Annotated in this window: 17 protein-coding genes; 8 read left to right on the top strand and 9 right to left on the bottom strand. The window is 55.2% G+C overall.

What is annotated here, in order from left to right; all coding sequences use genetic code 11:
- Positions 1 to 215: 215 nt before the first annotated feature.
- Positions 216 to 305 carry a YnhF family membrane protein gene (locus P2R09_RS13435; RefSeq protein WP_010245592.1) on the top strand — a complete coding sequence of 30 codons (90 nt, stop codon included), beginning with the start codon at positions 216 to 218 and terminating at the stop codon, positions 303 to 305.
- 44 nt (positions 306 to 349) lie between these two features.
- On the opposite strand, the gene P2R09_RS13430 is transcribed toward P2R09_RS13435, so the two are convergent.
- Positions 350 to 1,159 carry a C40 family peptidase gene (locus P2R09_RS13430; RefSeq protein WP_275770711.1) on the bottom strand — a complete coding sequence of 270 codons (810 nt, stop codon included), beginning with the start codon at positions 1,157 to 1,159 and terminating at the stop codon, positions 350 to 352.
- A gap of 364 nt (positions 1,160 to 1,523) precedes the next feature.
- Here P2R09_RS13430 and P2R09_RS13425 point away from each other — a divergent pair, with 364 nt between their 5' ends.
- Positions 1,524 to 1,859: a Grx4 family monothiol glutaredoxin gene (locus P2R09_RS13425; RefSeq protein WP_170933470.1), complete on the top strand. Its 336-nt coding sequence runs from the start codon at positions 1,524 to 1,526 to the stop codon at positions 1,857 to 1,859.
- Positions 1,860 to 1,902: 43 nt separating this feature from the next.
- On the opposite strand, the gene rnt is transcribed toward P2R09_RS13425, so the two are convergent.
- From rnt to P2R09_RS13405, 4 genes are all read right to left on the bottom strand, one after another.
- On the bottom strand, positions 1,903 to 2,571 hold the full coding sequence (gene rnt, locus P2R09_RS13420) for a ribonuclease T (RefSeq protein ID WP_275770363.1): 669 nt from the start codon (positions 2,569 to 2,571) through the stop codon (positions 1,903 to 1,905).
- A gap of 120 nt (positions 2,572 to 2,691) precedes the next feature.
- Entirely contained in the window at positions 2,692 to 3,099 is a 408-nt protein-coding gene (gloA, locus tag P2R09_RS13415; protein WP_008926200.1) for a lactoylglutathione lyase, read from the bottom strand.
- A 116-nt stretch (positions 3,100 to 3,215) separates the two neighbouring features.
- On the bottom strand, positions 3,216 to 4,313 hold the full coding sequence (locus P2R09_RS13410; RefSeq protein WP_003850277.1) for an alkene reductase: 1,098 nt from the start codon (positions 4,311 to 4,313) through the stop codon (positions 3,216 to 3,218).
- Between the two features lie 50 nt (positions 4,314 to 4,363).
- Positions 4,364 to 4,960: a TetR/AcrR family transcriptional regulator gene (locus P2R09_RS13405; RefSeq protein ID WP_003850276.1), complete on the bottom strand. Its 597-nt coding sequence runs from the start codon at positions 4,958 to 4,960 to the stop codon at positions 4,364 to 4,366.
- Positions 4,961 to 5,143: 183 nt separating this feature from the next.
- Between P2R09_RS13405 and P2R09_RS13400 the strand changes: the two genes are divergently transcribed.
- The 4 genes from P2R09_RS13400 (at position 5,144) to P2R09_RS13385 (ending at position 7,549) form a co-directional block, all read left to right on the top strand.
- Positions 5,144 to 5,383 (top strand): DUF1289 domain-containing protein, encoded by a 240-nt coding sequence (locus tag P2R09_RS13400; protein ID WP_003850275.1) that lies wholly within the window; start codon positions 5,144 to 5,146, stop codon positions 5,381 to 5,383.
- 68 nt (positions 5,384 to 5,451) lie between these two features.
- The gene (locus P2R09_RS13395; RefSeq protein ID WP_003850274.1) at positions 5,452 to 6,348 is read left to right on the top strand and encodes an aldo/keto reductase family oxidoreductase; all 897 of its coding nucleotides are present in this window, start codon (positions 5,452 to 5,454) and stop codon (positions 6,346 to 6,348) included.
- Between the two features lie 84 nt (positions 6,349 to 6,432).
- Positions 6,433 to 6,951, top strand: coding sequence for a superoxide dismutase [Cu-Zn] SodC (sodC, locus tag P2R09_RS13390; RefSeq protein WP_275770357.1), 519 nt, complete (start codon positions 6,433 to 6,435; stop codon positions 6,949 to 6,951).
- 130 nt (positions 6,952 to 7,081) lie between these two features.
- A complete protein-coding gene (locus P2R09_RS13385; RefSeq protein ID WP_275770355.1) occupies positions 7,082 to 7,549 on the top strand; it encodes a hypothetical protein in 468 nt (155 codons plus the stop codon).
- On the opposite strand, the gene P2R09_RS13380 is transcribed toward P2R09_RS13385, so the two are convergent.
- From P2R09_RS13380 to P2R09_RS13370, 3 genes are read right to left on the bottom strand one after another with little or no spacing between them, the layout of a single operon-like run.
- The gene (locus P2R09_RS13380) at positions 7,550 to 9,550 is read right to left on the bottom strand and encodes an FUSC family protein (RefSeq protein WP_275770353.1); all 2,001 of its coding nucleotides are present in this window, start codon (positions 9,548 to 9,550) and stop codon (positions 7,550 to 7,552) included.
- A complete protein-coding gene (locus P2R09_RS13375; protein ID WP_275770351.1) occupies positions 9,547 to 10,404 on the bottom strand; it encodes an HlyD family secretion protein in 858 nt (285 codons plus the stop codon). Before P2R09_RS13375 ends, P2R09_RS13380 begins: the two co-directional genes overlap by 4 nt.
- Before the next feature lie 5 nt (positions 10,405 to 10,409).
- Positions 10,410 to 10,646, bottom strand: a complete 237-nt coding sequence (locus tag P2R09_RS13370) for a DUF1656 domain-containing protein (RefSeq protein WP_003850269.1) — start codon at positions 10,644 to 10,646, stop codon at positions 10,410 to 10,412.
- Between the two features lie 150 nt (positions 10,647 to 10,796).
- Here P2R09_RS13370 and slyA point away from each other — a divergent pair, with 150 nt between their 5' ends.
- Positions 10,797 to 11,234, top strand: coding sequence for a transcriptional regulator SlyA (slyA, locus tag P2R09_RS13365; RefSeq protein ID WP_003850268.1), 438 nt, complete (start codon positions 10,797 to 10,799; stop codon positions 11,232 to 11,234).
- 40 nt (positions 11,235 to 11,274) lie between these two features.
- Here slyA and slyB read toward each other — a convergent pair whose 3' ends face one another.
- On the bottom strand, positions 11,275 to 11,742 hold the full coding sequence (gene slyB, locus P2R09_RS13360) for an outer membrane lipoprotein SlyB (protein ID WP_003850267.1): 468 nt from the start codon (positions 11,740 to 11,742) through the stop codon (positions 11,275 to 11,277).
- 282 nt (positions 11,743 to 12,024) lie between these two features.
- Between slyB and anmK the strand changes: the two genes are divergently transcribed.
- Entirely contained in the window at positions 12,025 to 13,146 is a 1,122-nt protein-coding gene (anmK, locus tag P2R09_RS13355) for an anhydro-N-acetylmuramic acid kinase (RefSeq protein ID WP_275770347.1), read from the top strand.
- Positions 13,147 to 13,187: the final 41 nt, after the last annotated feature.

Below are 13,187 nucleotides of genomic sequence, written 5' to 3'. Positions count from 1 at the left end.
AGGGTTTTTTCCGCAAAAATGCCGCGTTTCTGGCCGGTTTACAGGCCGCTGGCGAAAATAAAACGCCTGAAAACCGGCGCAAACGGAATCAGGATTGCGCGCGTTGCGCAACAAAGGCGGGATTCTAACAAGGCTGAACGGATAAAACGAGATTTTTACCGGGCCCTGTGGGAAAATGCGATATCCCCACAAATTGTGTGACTAAGGAGCAAGCAATGAGTACCGATCTTAAACTGGCTTTAATGACGACTGCGGGCTGTCTGCTGATGATTGTAGCCTTTAGTTTTACCGCCATTCTGCACTAATAAAAAAGCCGGGAATCTCCCGGCTTTTTACGACGGTTTTCTGATTAGCGTATGGTTTTCGGCGTCATCACACGACGGGCACCAATGTAATGGCGCTGCCAGTAATCTTCCCCTAATGCGCTTATCTGAATGTCTTTTCCGGTACGCGGTGACTGGATAAACTTGCCATCTCCCAGGTACACGCCAACGTGATCCGCTGTACCACGACCATTAATACGGAAGAAGACCAGATCGCCTTTCTCCAGCGACTCACGCTTGATGGGTGCGGCGTCACGCAGGTGATACATCTCATTAGCGGTACGCGGAATCTTAAACTTCACCAGATCTTTATAGGCGTACCAGACCAGGCCGCTGCAATCGAAGCCGGTATGCGGCGAAGTGCCGCCCCACTGATAAGGTTTACCCAGCTGGCCCATCAGTTTGGTCATCGCGGTTTCGCGAGCCTTCTGATAACGCTGACGGTGGGATTTGCTCATTTTAATTGTGCCCGGTTCGCTGGTGGTGACCTCAGCGGTTTTTAGCAGGCGCTGATGGCCATAGCGTTTCTTCTCTTTGTTCTTTTCCAGGCTTTTGCTTATACGGGCGGTTTTAAGCGAGGTCTTCTTAGCAGGCGTCTGTTTGGCAGTGAGTTCGACTTTTTTCTGTTTTTTCGTTTTGAGTTTTTGAACAGGGCTGAGGCGAGTCTTTTTCGTCACCGTTTTTACCTGGCGACGTTTGCGGCGTTCATCGTCGCGCGCACTCTTTTTTTCTGCTTTATGCGTACTGACGTTCACCGGCGTGTGCGGTGAAGCAGCAGCGACGTTGAAAAACAGTTGCGCAATGGCCAGCATGAAAAGCGTAATGATTAAACGCATAGTCCGTTGATTAGTTAAGTTGTCAGGGCCACTACGCACCGCGACAAAGTTGAGATTAATCTGATCCAGGATCAGTGCCCAGGCCATTCTAGTCCAGTTCGTTTAAAAACTGTAATGCCTTTTAATATTAATCTGTGCAACCCACGTAATCGCGCTGAAAATGAACATTTTCAGCGTCTTATATCAGCGAAATTATTACGAATTATTAAACTGTTACCCGCTGTTAATAATCAGAGGGTCGTGCATCCCGCTGCAGGACTTAACAATGATGGCGGTATAATCGGTAGCGGACAAAATCTCGTTTTCAGTCACGCTGCGAAGTCGCTACAATAAACAAACACGAAGTCACGATTTAAGGAAGGCAATTATGAGTACTGTAGAAAAAATTCAGCGCCAGATCGCAGAAAATCCGATCCTGCTGTACATGAAAGGTTCCCCGAAACTGCCTAGCTGCGGTTTCTCTGCACAGGCGGTACAGGCGCTGTCAGCCTGTGGTGAGCGTTTTGCTTACGTGGATATTCTGCAGAACCCGGACATTCGTGCCGAGATGCCGAAATTCGCTAACTGGCCAACCTTTCCGCAGTTGTGGGTTGATGGCGAGCTGGTCGGTGGCTGCGACATCATCGTTGAGATGTTACAGCGTGGTGAACTGCAGACGCTGATCAAAGAGACTGCAGAAAAATTTAAAGAAGCAGAATAAAAAAAGGCCGACATCACGTCGGCCTTTTCCATTGCAGCATCCCTTATGCGGATGCACTGGCTTCTGTATCGCCTTCCGCGAAGGGCAGTGGCCAGCCACCTAAGCGTTTCCAGCGGTTCACCAGCTCGCAGAACAGTGTTGCTGTCTGCTGCGTGTCATAAAGCGCCGAATGCGCCTGGGTACTGTCAAACTCCATTCCCGCCGCAATGCAGGCTTTCGCCAGTACCGTCTGACCCAGCACCAGTCCGCTGAGTGCCGCGGTATCAAAGGTGGCAAAGGGGTGAAACGGATTGCGCTTCAGGCTGGCACGTTCCGCCGCCGCTGACATAAAGTTCAGGTCAAAAGTAGCATTGTGCGCCACCATAATGGCGCGATTGCAGCCACTGTCCTTAATGCCCTTGCGCACCATTTTAAAAATGGCGTGCAGCGCTTCATATTCACTGACTGCTCCGCGCAGCGGATTGCTGGGATCGATACCGGTAAACGCCAGCGCTTCAGGATGCAGCAGCGAACCGACAAAAGGTTCGACGTTGAAATGCAGCGTCTGGTCAATCTGAATCCAGCCCTCTTCATCCATTTTCAGCGTGATGGCGGCAATCTCCAGTAACGCATCGGTTTGCGCGTTGAAACCTGCGGTTTCAACGTCGATCACCACCGGATAGAAGCCACGGAAACGTTGATTGAGTGCATTAGGGGAGTTCGATTCAGACATCAGGATCTCGTTGCAGAAAAAGGGCAGCGCGTATTATGGCAAAAAACGGGGCCGGGTGCAGCAGATGAAGCGCAGAGAAGGGGATTCAGCCCACCCGAACGGGCAGGCTGAGGGGCAGGTTTAGTTGCCCAGGCCGTTGCCGGCATCTTTGTTTTCAATCAGCTCGATTTTGTAACCATCGGGATCTTCAACAAAGGCAATAATGGTAGAGCCGCCTTTGACCGGGCCAGCCTCACGCGTCACGTTGCCGCCATCTTTACGGATGCGTTCGCAGGCAGCTGCCGCGTCATCCACGCCCAGTGCAATGTGGCCATACGCATTACCGAGGTCATACTTATCGACGCCCCAGTTATAGGTCAGTTCGATTACCGCACCTTCGCTCTCGTCGGTGTAGCCCACAAAGGCCAGGGTATATTTATATTCGGTGTTTTCGCTCTGACGCAGCACGCGCATGCCAAGCACACGAGTGTAGAAATCGATTGAACGTTGCAGATCGCCAACGCGCAGCATGGTATGAAGTAAACGCATAACATCCTCTTTTAAATAAAACGCCATCGCTGGATGACCCAGGCGATAAGTATAGCGATGAAAATCGCCATTGAATAATGGCTGCTGTCATCGTCCCGGACGGCAGCCCAAAACGATTACAGCGTCGGGTAGTCGATATAGCCTTCAGCGCCGCCGCCGTAGAAGCTTTCCGGGCGCTGTGGATTGAGTGGCGCATCCTGCTGCAGACGCTCAACCAGGTCCGGGTTAGCAATGTAATCGCGACCAAAGGCAACGGCATCGATCAGACCACGACCAATCAGGTCATCCGCTTTCTCAACGGTGTAGGCACCCGCACCAATGATGGCACCCGGGAAGAGATCACGCACTTTCTGGCGGAAAGCGTCGGTGTAAGGCTGACCACCAGCCCAGTCTGGCTCAGAGAGGTGCAGATAGGCGATATTGCGTTTTGCCAGCTCGCCGATGTACCACAGTGCCGCTTCTTCTTCGTCCGGACCGTTATCCAGATTCTGGAAGCTACCGATAGGTGATACGCGAATACCAATGCGATCGGCAGACCAGTTAGCAATCACCGCATCAACCACTTCAAGCGCAAAGCGACCGCGTTTTTCAATGCTGCCACCATATTCATCGGTACGCTGGTTGGAGTCTGGTGCCAGGAACTGGTGAATCAGATAACCGTGCGCCGAGTGCAGCTCAAGCAGATCAAAGTCCGCTTCACGTGCGTTGGCCGCAGCCTGACCAAAATCGGCCACGATCTGCTTGATCTCCGGCACGGTCAGTTCACGCGGCGTTGAGGTATCTTCGCGATAAACGCTGCCATCTTCCGCACGCAGTGAAGTACGGGTGCCTGCAGCTATCGCCGAGGGAGCCACCGGTGCTTTGCCTTCCGGCTGCACGCTGTTATGAGAGATACGACCGGTATGCCAAAGCTGCACGGCGGTATGGCCGCCAGCCTGATGCACGCCTTCGTTAATCGCTTTCCACGCTGCAATCTGTGGCTGCGTATGTAAGCCTGGTGCACCGGCATAGCCTTTCGCCTGGAAAGAGATCTGGGTCGCTTCAGTGATGATCAGACCGGCGCTGGCGCGCTGACGGTAATATTCCGCCATCATCGGGGTAGGGATGTCGCCAGGCTCAATGCTGCGCAGACGGGTCAGCGGTGCCATGAATACGCGGTTTGGGACGGTAATTGCGCCGACTTTCAGCGGATTAAACAGCTGGGTACTCGCCATAATAGCTCCTGATTAGTAGACCAGTCGTCTACAAATGCGTTTTTTAAAAATCAGTGGCTCTTAAGCCACTGTTCGATGGTACTCAATGCCAGACGCAGTGGCTGCGCCTCGCGGGAAATTTTGCTCTGCAGACTGGCGCCAAGCCACAGCAACGACAGTAATTCGGCCATCTGCGCGGGAGGCTGTGGCAGGTTCATCGACTCCTGCTGCTCTGCAGCGATCAGCGTCCGGGCGTAGAGGGCCGTGATTTTCGCTGCGCCCTGCTGCAGTGCATCACGCATTGGCTCTGAAAGATCGCATACCTCAGCGGAGACCTTAACGCCCAGACAACCCATAATGTGACCCTGCTGCACAAACAGCTCAACGGCCGCACGAAAGTGGTTCAGCAGACGCTCACGCGGGGTGCCGCTGGTCTGGTTGAGCTGCAGCTCAACATCCTGCAGGAAACGCGCAAAGTAACGTTCCAGTAACGCCACGCCAAACGCTTCTTTAGAGCGGAAATAGTAGTAGAAGGAGCCTTTCGGCACCGCCGCCTGCGTCAGCAGCTCACTGAGGCCCATTCCGGCAAAGCCGCGCTGGAGACAGAGTGTCTCCCCTGTCTGGAGCAGGTGTTCACGGGTTTCATTACGTTGCAGCGTCTTATTCATGGCTCTGAGATTAGTAGACCAGTCGGTCTAACGCAACTCACTCTGTTGCATTTGGCACAGAGTGTTCACCCCAGAGAGAAAGAAAAGGATAATTCTGACCGGTCAGGATTTTCTTCCTGCGCAACCAGGCTACGCTTTTGAGTGGACTGATTTTGCTTTTTAGTTAATGAATCTGGAGTCGTGGTGGCCGAGCAGCTTGAGTTTTTTCCGGTTCCCAGCCCCTGTCGCGGCATCTGCCAGACGGATGCACGCGGTTACTGCCTGGGATGTTTACGCAGCCGCGATGAGCGGTTCAACTGGCTGCGCTTTAGTGATGCGCAAAAGCGTGAGGTGATACGCCTTTGTCAGCAGCGTCGACAGCGTCTGCAGCGTCAACAGAAAGGCGACGAGCCACCCGAGCCACAACAGCCAGAGTTATTCTGACGACTTTGCGCTTTCCGTTATACTCTCTGACACACTAATTACAGCCCATGCGCAACAGGGAGAACGTCATGTTAGAACCGCAAGCCATCGCTTCACAGGGGCCCGAATTTTCACCGCTGGTTATGGGGTACTGGCGCCTGATGGAGTGGGGCATGTCACCTCAGGAGCGCGTCGCGTTTATTGAGCACCATCTGCGGCTTGGCATTACCACCGTTGACCATGCCGACATCTACGGTGACTACCAGTGTGAAGCGGCATTTGGCGAGGCGCTGAAACTGGCACCCGGACTGCGCGACCAGCTGCAGATTGTGACCAAATGCGGTATTGCTACCCGCGCCCGGCCTGAGCATCAGATTGGCCACTACATCACCGATAAAAACCATATCCTGCAGAGCGCTGAAAACTCGCTGCGCCATCTCCACACCGATCGCCTTGATTTGCTCCTGATCCATCGGCCCGATCCGCTGATGGCGGCTGACGACGTGGCTGAAGCCTTTATGGCATTGCATCAGAGCGGCAAGGTTCTGCATTTTGGCGTCTCAAACTTCACACCTTCTCAGTTCTCCCTGCTGCAATCCCGCCTGCCGTTCTCGCTGGTCACCAATCAGCTGGAGATTTCACCGGTTCAGCAAAGCGTGCTGCTGGATGGATCGCTGGATCAATGCCAGCAACTGCGCATTCGTCCGATGGCCTGGTCCTGTCTGGGAGGAGGCCGCCTGTTTAACGATCCGCACTATCAGCCACTGCGTAACGAACTGGAAGCTGTGCGGCAGGAAACGGGCGCCACCAGCCTGGATCAGGTCGTTTATGCCTGGATACTGATGCTGCCGTCGCGCCCGCTGCCAATTATCGGTTCAGGTAAAACATCCCGGGTCAGCGAAGCCGCTGGCGCACTGAATGTCATGCTGACACGTCAGCAGTGGTTCCGCATTCGTAAGGCGGCGCTGGGATTTGATGTGCCCTGAAGCGTAAAAGTGCGTCAATCTTCAGCAAAATAGCGCAACAGCGACCAGACTTACCTCAATCCCTGGGATGCAAAAGGAGTCATCATGAAAATGAAAGCTGTTGCGCTATTCGCCCTGATCGCCTGCGGTGCAGCACAGGCTGCCAGCGAGCAGGTTACGGTCCATCAGGTTACCGCTGAAGGCATCGGGAAATCGGTTGGCACGGTAAAAATTGACGAGACACAGTATGGTCTGCAGTTCACGCCAGATCTGAAGAGCCTTCAGCCAGGCATTCATGGTTTCCATGTCCATGCTAAAGGCAGCTGTGAGCCGGGCGAGTCAGAAGGCAAAGTGGTCGCCGCCGGTGCGGCGGGCGGTCACCTTGATCCTGCCAACAGTGGCAAACATCTGGGGCCTTACGCTGAGGGACATCTCGGGGATTTGCCTGCGATTTATGTCGATGACAAAGGCAATGCAACCTATCCGGTGCTGGCACCTCGTCTGAAATCCTTAAACGAGATCAAAGGAAAAGCGCTGATGGTGCATGCTGGCGGGGATAACCACGCCGATCATCCTAAACCGCTGGGCGGCGGCGGGGCGCGTTATGCCTGCGGTGTAATCTGAGTGTCAGGGCGGCAGATAATGGCCGCCCGATTTTCTCCTGACTGTTTATGAAATGTTGTACCATCCCTGACATTTCCCCCCTATGATGTTGATTCAGGTAAGAAAGCGTGATGGGGAAAGGAGCAGGATAATGAAATTCAAGGGCGCATTACTGCTATGTCTGCTGCTGGTGGGATGCGATAAACCCAACGATACGCAGCTGGTGACCGAAACCGGTCGTGAACTTCAGCGCACCATTGATACCAGCCCGATGCGTACCACCTGTGAAAAGATTGCTCAGGGTCGTGAATGGCTGAGCCGCAGCAGGGTGCGTAAGCTGGAAGCGCAGGGTTGTGATCAGGTTTTTCGTAGCGCAACCGAAACCAATTTTACGGATACCACCATTTATCGTCACACTATGACGATGGTGTGTGGTGGCATTCATGGTCAAAGTTTTACCGGCACTGAACTGACACGCCGTTTCATCTTTTCACCCGACGAGAAAGCGCTGGTCATTGAACCGATGACCGAAATGGATAAAACCCGATTTGAAGGCCATAAAACGCTGCAGCAGTTGCAGGAAGATTTTAACCGGCAGCAACAGCAATATTGCCAGTAATCACGCCGGCACCGCCTGTTTCAGTTGTGCGAGCGAACAGCGCAGACGCCAGATAATGCCAGCCAGTTCGCTGGCTTCGTTGTTTTCCAGCGCCAGTAATGCGGTGATACTCTCCTCCAGTTCCCTTAGCATCTGATCCAGCGAGCTGTGGCGCACGCCACGGCTGCTGATGATCTGCTGCAGATTGTGCAGACTGCTATCACGAAAACCTGTCAGGGCCGCCGAACCGGCGCGCCATTCACGCAGTTGCCAGACAATATGTGAGCAGTTGAGTAGCACTACGCCCCAGCGAAGTAGCCAGGTGCGCGCCTGCTCATCCCGGCTATGGCTGAGCTGGCTGATGCGGTGGTAAATCTGCGATTCGAAGCGACTCTCACTGAGTCGTGGCCGCTGCCGCAGCTGATCGAGGAATTCCAGCCGCAGCGCGCGGATATGGCGTCGGCTGCGCCGCGCATCAGAGCTGGGCCGCAGAATCTGGAACGCCAGCCAGGCGAGCAATACCCCGCACACCTTGGCAATGTTATCGTTGAAAAAGTCCTGGTAATCCCAGGTGGGTGGGTTTGTCACCGCGATAAACGAGCCCATAAAGACGATGAACTGTCCCCACATCCCGGCGCGCTGTTTCTGCTGCAGCTTGAAGAGTTGTAGCGTCACCAGCAGCGGAAACAGAAACAGTAAAAATTGCCACAGCTGACTGATCTGCACCATCAGGCCAAACTTCATCACAAAGCTAAACGCAAACAGCCATAACAGGGTTTTCAGCAGCAATGTGACGCTACCACCGGGTGAGGGCACGGAGGCGTAAAGCACGCAGGCAATGGCGGTCAGGGTGAGCGCGGAAGCACCGGAAGACCATTGCGTATTGATCCAGAAGGCGCAGCCCAGCACGATCACACAGAAGGTGCGCAGGGCGCTCCAGCCCGCTTCGGCACTGTCACTGTCGCGCGCCAGCGCCGGAACCGGCGGGGGTTGAAAACGGGTATCGGCATCGGCACGATCCAGCAGACGAATCCAGCGCAGCACGTTGAGGTACATCCAGCAGAAGTAGCGCAGCCGCTGACAAAACGCGCGCTGCCGGTAGTCACCGTCCGCGGCAGGCGTCACGCTGCGCAGGATTTGCGCAAGACGATATTTATCACACGCCGGTTTCGCCAGCTCAGCCAGCAGGCACTGCAAGGCGTCAAACAGCGGCTCTGGCGCGTCGGGCCAGTTCAGCAACATGCGCCGCAGGCTCGAAAGCACACTGGTGAGTCGCAGCTGCTGATGCAGCACATAGTTCAGGACGTTGTTCTGTCGGCGAAAGCGGTAGTGGCTCCAGAACGCCTGAATCCGCAGCAGATTCATGGTCAGGATCTGGCTGATGACGTTTTCATGCGCGACACGAATGGTATCACTGGCCGAGGGCTGCAGCAGTAACACCGCATGCTCCAGCAAACGGGCATGCATCTGCTTCAGTGAGGTAATCAGCGCCTCGCCATCCGAGGTGCTCGGCAGCACCATCATCATCAATCCGGCGCAGAGAATGCCGGAGATCACCTCGCAGACGCGTGCCTGCGCAATCGTCCACAGCGTGGTGATATCGGTGATATTCACGCTGCTGAAAGCGATGATGGCAGCGGTGTAACCCGCCAGTGAAAACGCGTAAGCGACGTTGTTCTGGTAGTGGTTCGAAATGCCGGTGCAGAGCGCCAGCCAGCCGGCAATGGCAAAGGTAAACAGCCAGGGCTCGTTCAGGGTGTGGCCGGCGATCAGCAGTGCGGCGGTGGCCCCCAGCAGGCTGCCGACAATGCGGCCAAGACTTTTACTGATCGCGCCGCCAACGGTGGGAAAGCTGATCACGGCGGCAGAGGTCATCGCCCAGTAGGGTTCATCGAGATCCAGTCCATAGGCGATGCTCAGTGCCAGACACATCGCGATCGCGTTACGTAACGCATAGCGCCACTGGCCTCTGTTCGCTTTAATCCAGGGCAGTTGATCCCAGGCCAGCCACTGAACATTCATGGCTGGATGGTGATGGTGCAGCTGGTGCCGGCCACCAGATCAGCATTGGCCGGAAGCGAATCGAGACGAATGCGTACCGGTACCCGCTGCGCCAGCCGCACCCAGGGCACGTTTGGCTTGATATCGGGCAACAGGCCGCTGTCAGTCTCAATGCTCTGGTCATAGATGGCGCGGCCAATGCTGTCCACCTGGCCCTGCAACCGCATGCTACTGCTGTAAAGCACCACCTGTGCCGTTGCGCCCGGATGAATATGGCGCAGCTTGGTCTCTTCGAAATAGCCCATGACGTAGTAAGAGTGGCTGTCGACCAGGGCAAACAGAGGCGAACCCGCAGTGGCGTAGCTGCCGGGCCGAAGCGTGAGATTAGTGATCCAGCCATCCGCCGGTGCGGTCAGCGTTGTCTGTTGCAGATTCCAGCGTGCCCGTTCCCACTCCGCCTGCGCGGCTTTAGTGCTGGCCGCCGCAGCTCCGGCGCTTAAGCGTGCCGCATCGAGATCCTCGGCGGAGATGATGTTGCGCGGCAGGCTGCTGCGCCGGTTAAATTCATGCTGCGCTTTCGCCAGGTCCGCCTGCGCTTTGCTGAGCTGAGCGGCGGCGTTGTCGAGCGCAATCTGCCACGGCACCGGGTCCAGCGTGACCAGCAGCTCGCCCTTGTGCACAAATTGATTGTCTTTGACCTTCAGTTCCGTAACCCGGCCCGAGACCTGAGGCGTGATATCCACCAGCTCTGCCCGCACTTTCCCGTCACGGGTCCAGGGCGACTGCATGTAGTAGTTCCATAGCCAGCCGCCGGCCAGTAACGCCAGTGCAAAGACAATGAGCGTTGAAAAATATTTTACCGCGTTAAATTTCATATCGATTATCCATGACCGATGAGCCAGAGAGCGGCGGTGACGCACAGCACAAACAGGGAGAGATCAAACAGGGTGGGATGCCAGATATCACCGGAGTAGATCCAGCCGCGCACCAGCGGGTGAATCAGCAGCCAGAAAAAGAAACCGAGGATCACCGCCTTGAACATAGGCGGGAAAAAGAGTGAGGCGCCAACCACCAGATCGGTCAGCGGGTTCTCACCTGAAAAAGCAGGAGTGAGCACGTGATAACATCCTTCGTTAACCCAAACAGCAGACGGGATGCGCTGCCGCGTTATCGTGGCCTGGCCCGGGATTTGTAATTTGTCCTGTAAACTCGCAGAATAGTGTAAAATCTGGCTTGATAGCTAGCAAGCTAATTATAAGGAGATGAAATGGATACGCCCCTCGGAACGGATTTATCTCGCCTGGTGCGCATCTGGCGCGCGTTGATTGATCAGCGGCTGAAACCGCTTGAGCTGACTCAGACACACTGGGTGACGTTGCACAATATTCATCAACTGCCGCCAGAACAGTCGCAGATTCAGTTAGCCAAAGCAATTGGGATTGAACAACCTTCGCTGGTTCGCACGCTGGATCAGCTGGAAGAGAAAGGACTTATAACCCGTTCGACCTGCGCTAACGATCGTCGTGCCAAGCGCATTAAGCTGACGCAGCAGGCTGAGCCGATTATCGAACAGGTTGAGACGGTAATTGATGAGACGCGGGATGACATTCTTTCCGGCATCAGCCAGGAAGAGATCCGTCAGATGGTGACGCTGATCGCCCGGCTTGAGAAAAATATTCTCGAACTTCAGAACAAAGAGAAATAAAAAAACCGACGCCCAGGCGTCGGTTTTTTGTTTCACAACATCAGCGAGGTGAAACCGTCACCTGGCTGCCGTTGGATGCCATTGCAACACGCTGGCCAACAGAATACCGCGAGGCAGCCTGTTTCTGAACCACCATGATGGTGTTGCCATCATCCTTGCGGATTTCCAGCTCTACGCCATCCGTTTTATTCACTGCGCCCTGAACGCCCTGGCCCGCAACGCCACCCAGAACGGCACCACCGGCTGTCGCCAGGCTACGTCCGGTGCCGCCACCAATGGTATTACCCAGGAAGCCACCCAACACCGCACCACCAATGGCACCGATGACATTGCTCTCATCGCCGCCCTGGATCTTCACAGGACGAACGGAGACTAAGGTACCGTACGAAACGCTCTGGATTTGCTTTGCTTCACTGGCACTGTAGGTATCACCCGACAGCGTACTGGTATTGCTACAACCTGCGAGCATAGCACCGGTCAGAGCGACCACAATTACACGCTTAATCATTTGAAACTCCTTTAGTCGAGAAGGCGCCACGTTTACCGCTGTATCCTGCACACAGTATAAGACACAAACCTGGCAAATTAATCCCTGTCCGAATAAAACACGGTTGAACGAAGCATAGACTATGCAGGATTAACAATAATTCAATCGTGGTCTAAAAATAGTCCCCTTACGTTATCAGTGAGCACGATTGGATAAAAACAATTTAATCATAGAATTAGCGATCATTATTTGTCAGGCTAGCCGCAGACGAATTGCACTTCCTGCCGGAAGTAAGGAATAGCTATGAAATCAGGACGCTATATCGGTGTGATGTCAGGCACCAGCCTGGATGGGGTGGATGTGGTGCTGGCTGCCATTGATGAAAATATGGTGGCACAGCAGGCAAGCTACTGCCATCCGATGCCAGCCGCGCTGCGTCAGGCGATTCTGGGAGTGTGTCAGGGGCAAACTCTGACGCTGTCACAGCTTGGCCAGCTCGATACCCGCCTCGGCCAGCTCTTTGCTGATGCCGTGGTGACATTGATGAAACGCGAAGCGCTGGAGGCCAGTGACATCACGGCGATTGGCTGTCATGGTCAGACCGTCTGGCATGAGCCCCAGAGTGACGCGCCGAATACGCTGCAGATAGGTGACAATAATCAGATTGTCGCGGCGACCGGCGTGACGGTGGTGGGTGACTTCCGCCGCCGTGACATGGCGCTGGGTGGGCAGGGTGCGCCGCTGGTGCCTGCCTTTCATCAGGCGCTGCTGATGGATGCCACTGAACGCCGCATGGTGCTGAATATTGGTGGCATTGCCAATCTCTCTCTGCTCATCCCGGGTCAGCCGGTGCGCGGCTTTGATACCGGCCCGGGGAATATGCTGCTGGATGCCTGGATCTGGCGCAATCAGGGGCAGCCCTATGACAAAGATGCGCAGTGGGCGCGCAGCGGAACCGTGATTCAGCCACTGCTGGAGGCGCTGTTGCGTGAGCCATGGTTTGCGTTGCCGCCGCCGAAAAGCACCGGGCGCGAACACTTTAACCTTGGCTGGCTTGAACAGCATCTGCGCTATTTTCCGGGGCTGGCCCCACAGGATGTACAGGCCACACTGGTTGAGCTCAGCGCCATCACTATCACGCAGCAGGTGTTACTCAATGATGGCTGCGACCGTCTGCTGGTGTGTGGCGGCGGGAGTCGTAATCCCCAGCTGATGGCGCGCCTGGCGGCGCATCTTCCCGGAACGGAAGTCACCCCTACTGATGCGGCGGGAATCAGTGGCGATGACATGGAAGCGCTGGCATTTGCGTGGCTGGCGTTTCGCACACTCTCCGGCCTGCCGGGCAATCTGCCTGCGGTTACAGGCGCACGGGAAAAGAGCGTGATTGGCGCAATCTATCCTGCCAATTCTCTCTATCGCCGTTAAGCGGGAATGGCGGGGGCACTTTGCCCCCGCGCTATGACAAG

It is taken from the genome of Pantoea sp. Cr_R13 (assembly GCF_029222565.1).
Taxonomy (GTDB): Bacteria; Pseudomonadota; Gammaproteobacteria; order Enterobacterales; family Enterobacteriaceae; genus Pantoea; species Pantoea eucalypti.
Note: the sequence above shows the minus strand (reverse complement) of the source record. Positions and strands in the feature narration are given on the sequence as shown.

Bases quoted from the DNA above. Each gene is read 5' to 3' on its own strand.
- P2R09_RS13435 (WP_010245592.1), top strand. From the start codon at position 216: ATGAGTACCGATCTTAAACTGGCTTTAATGACGACTGCGGGCTGTCTG.
- P2R09_RS13430 (WP_275770711.1), bottom strand. From the start codon at position 1,159: ATGCGTTTAATCATTACGCTTTTCATGCTGGCCATTGCGCAACTGTTT.
- rnt (WP_275770363.1), bottom strand. From the start codon at position 2,571: ATGTCTGAATCGAACTCCCCTAATGCACTCAATCAACGTTTCCGTGGC.
- gloA (WP_008926200.1), bottom strand. From the start codon at position 3,099: ATGCGTTTACTTCATACCATGCTGCGCGTTGGCGATCTGCAACGTTCA.
- P2R09_RS13410 (WP_003850277.1), bottom strand. From the start codon at position 4,313: ATGGCGAGTACCCAGCTGTTTAATCCGCTGAAAGTCGGCGCAATTACC.
- P2R09_RS13405 (WP_003850276.1), bottom strand. From the start codon at position 4,960: ATGAATAAGACGCTGCAACGTAATGAAACCCGTGAACACCTGCTCCAG.
- P2R09_RS13395 (WP_003850274.1), top strand. From the start codon at position 5,452: ATGTTAGAACCGCAAGCCATCGCTTCACAGGGGCCCGAATTTTCACCG.
- sodC (WP_275770357.1), top strand. From the start codon at position 6,433: ATGAAAATGAAAGCTGTTGCGCTATTCGCCCTGATCGCCTGCGGTGCA.
- P2R09_RS13385 (WP_275770355.1), top strand. From the start codon at position 7,082: ATGAAATTCAAGGGCGCATTACTGCTATGTCTGCTGCTGGTGGGATGC.
- P2R09_RS13380 (WP_275770353.1), bottom strand. From the start codon at position 9,550: ATGAATGTTCAGTGGCTGGCCTGGGATCAACTGCCCTGGATTAAAGCG.
- P2R09_RS13375 (WP_275770351.1), bottom strand. From the start codon at position 10,404: ATGAAATTTAACGCGGTAAAATATTTTTCAACGCTCATTGTCTTTGCA.
- slyA (WP_003850268.1), top strand. From the start codon at position 10,797: ATGGATACGCCCCTCGGAACGGATTTATCTCGCCTGGTGCGCATCTGG.
- slyB (WP_003850267.1), bottom strand. From the start codon at position 11,742: ATGATTAAGCGTGTAATTGTGGTCGCTCTGACCGGTGCTATGCTCGCA.
- anmK (WP_275770347.1), top strand. From the start codon at position 12,025: ATGAAATCAGGACGCTATATCGGTGTGATGTCAGGCACCAGCCTGGAT.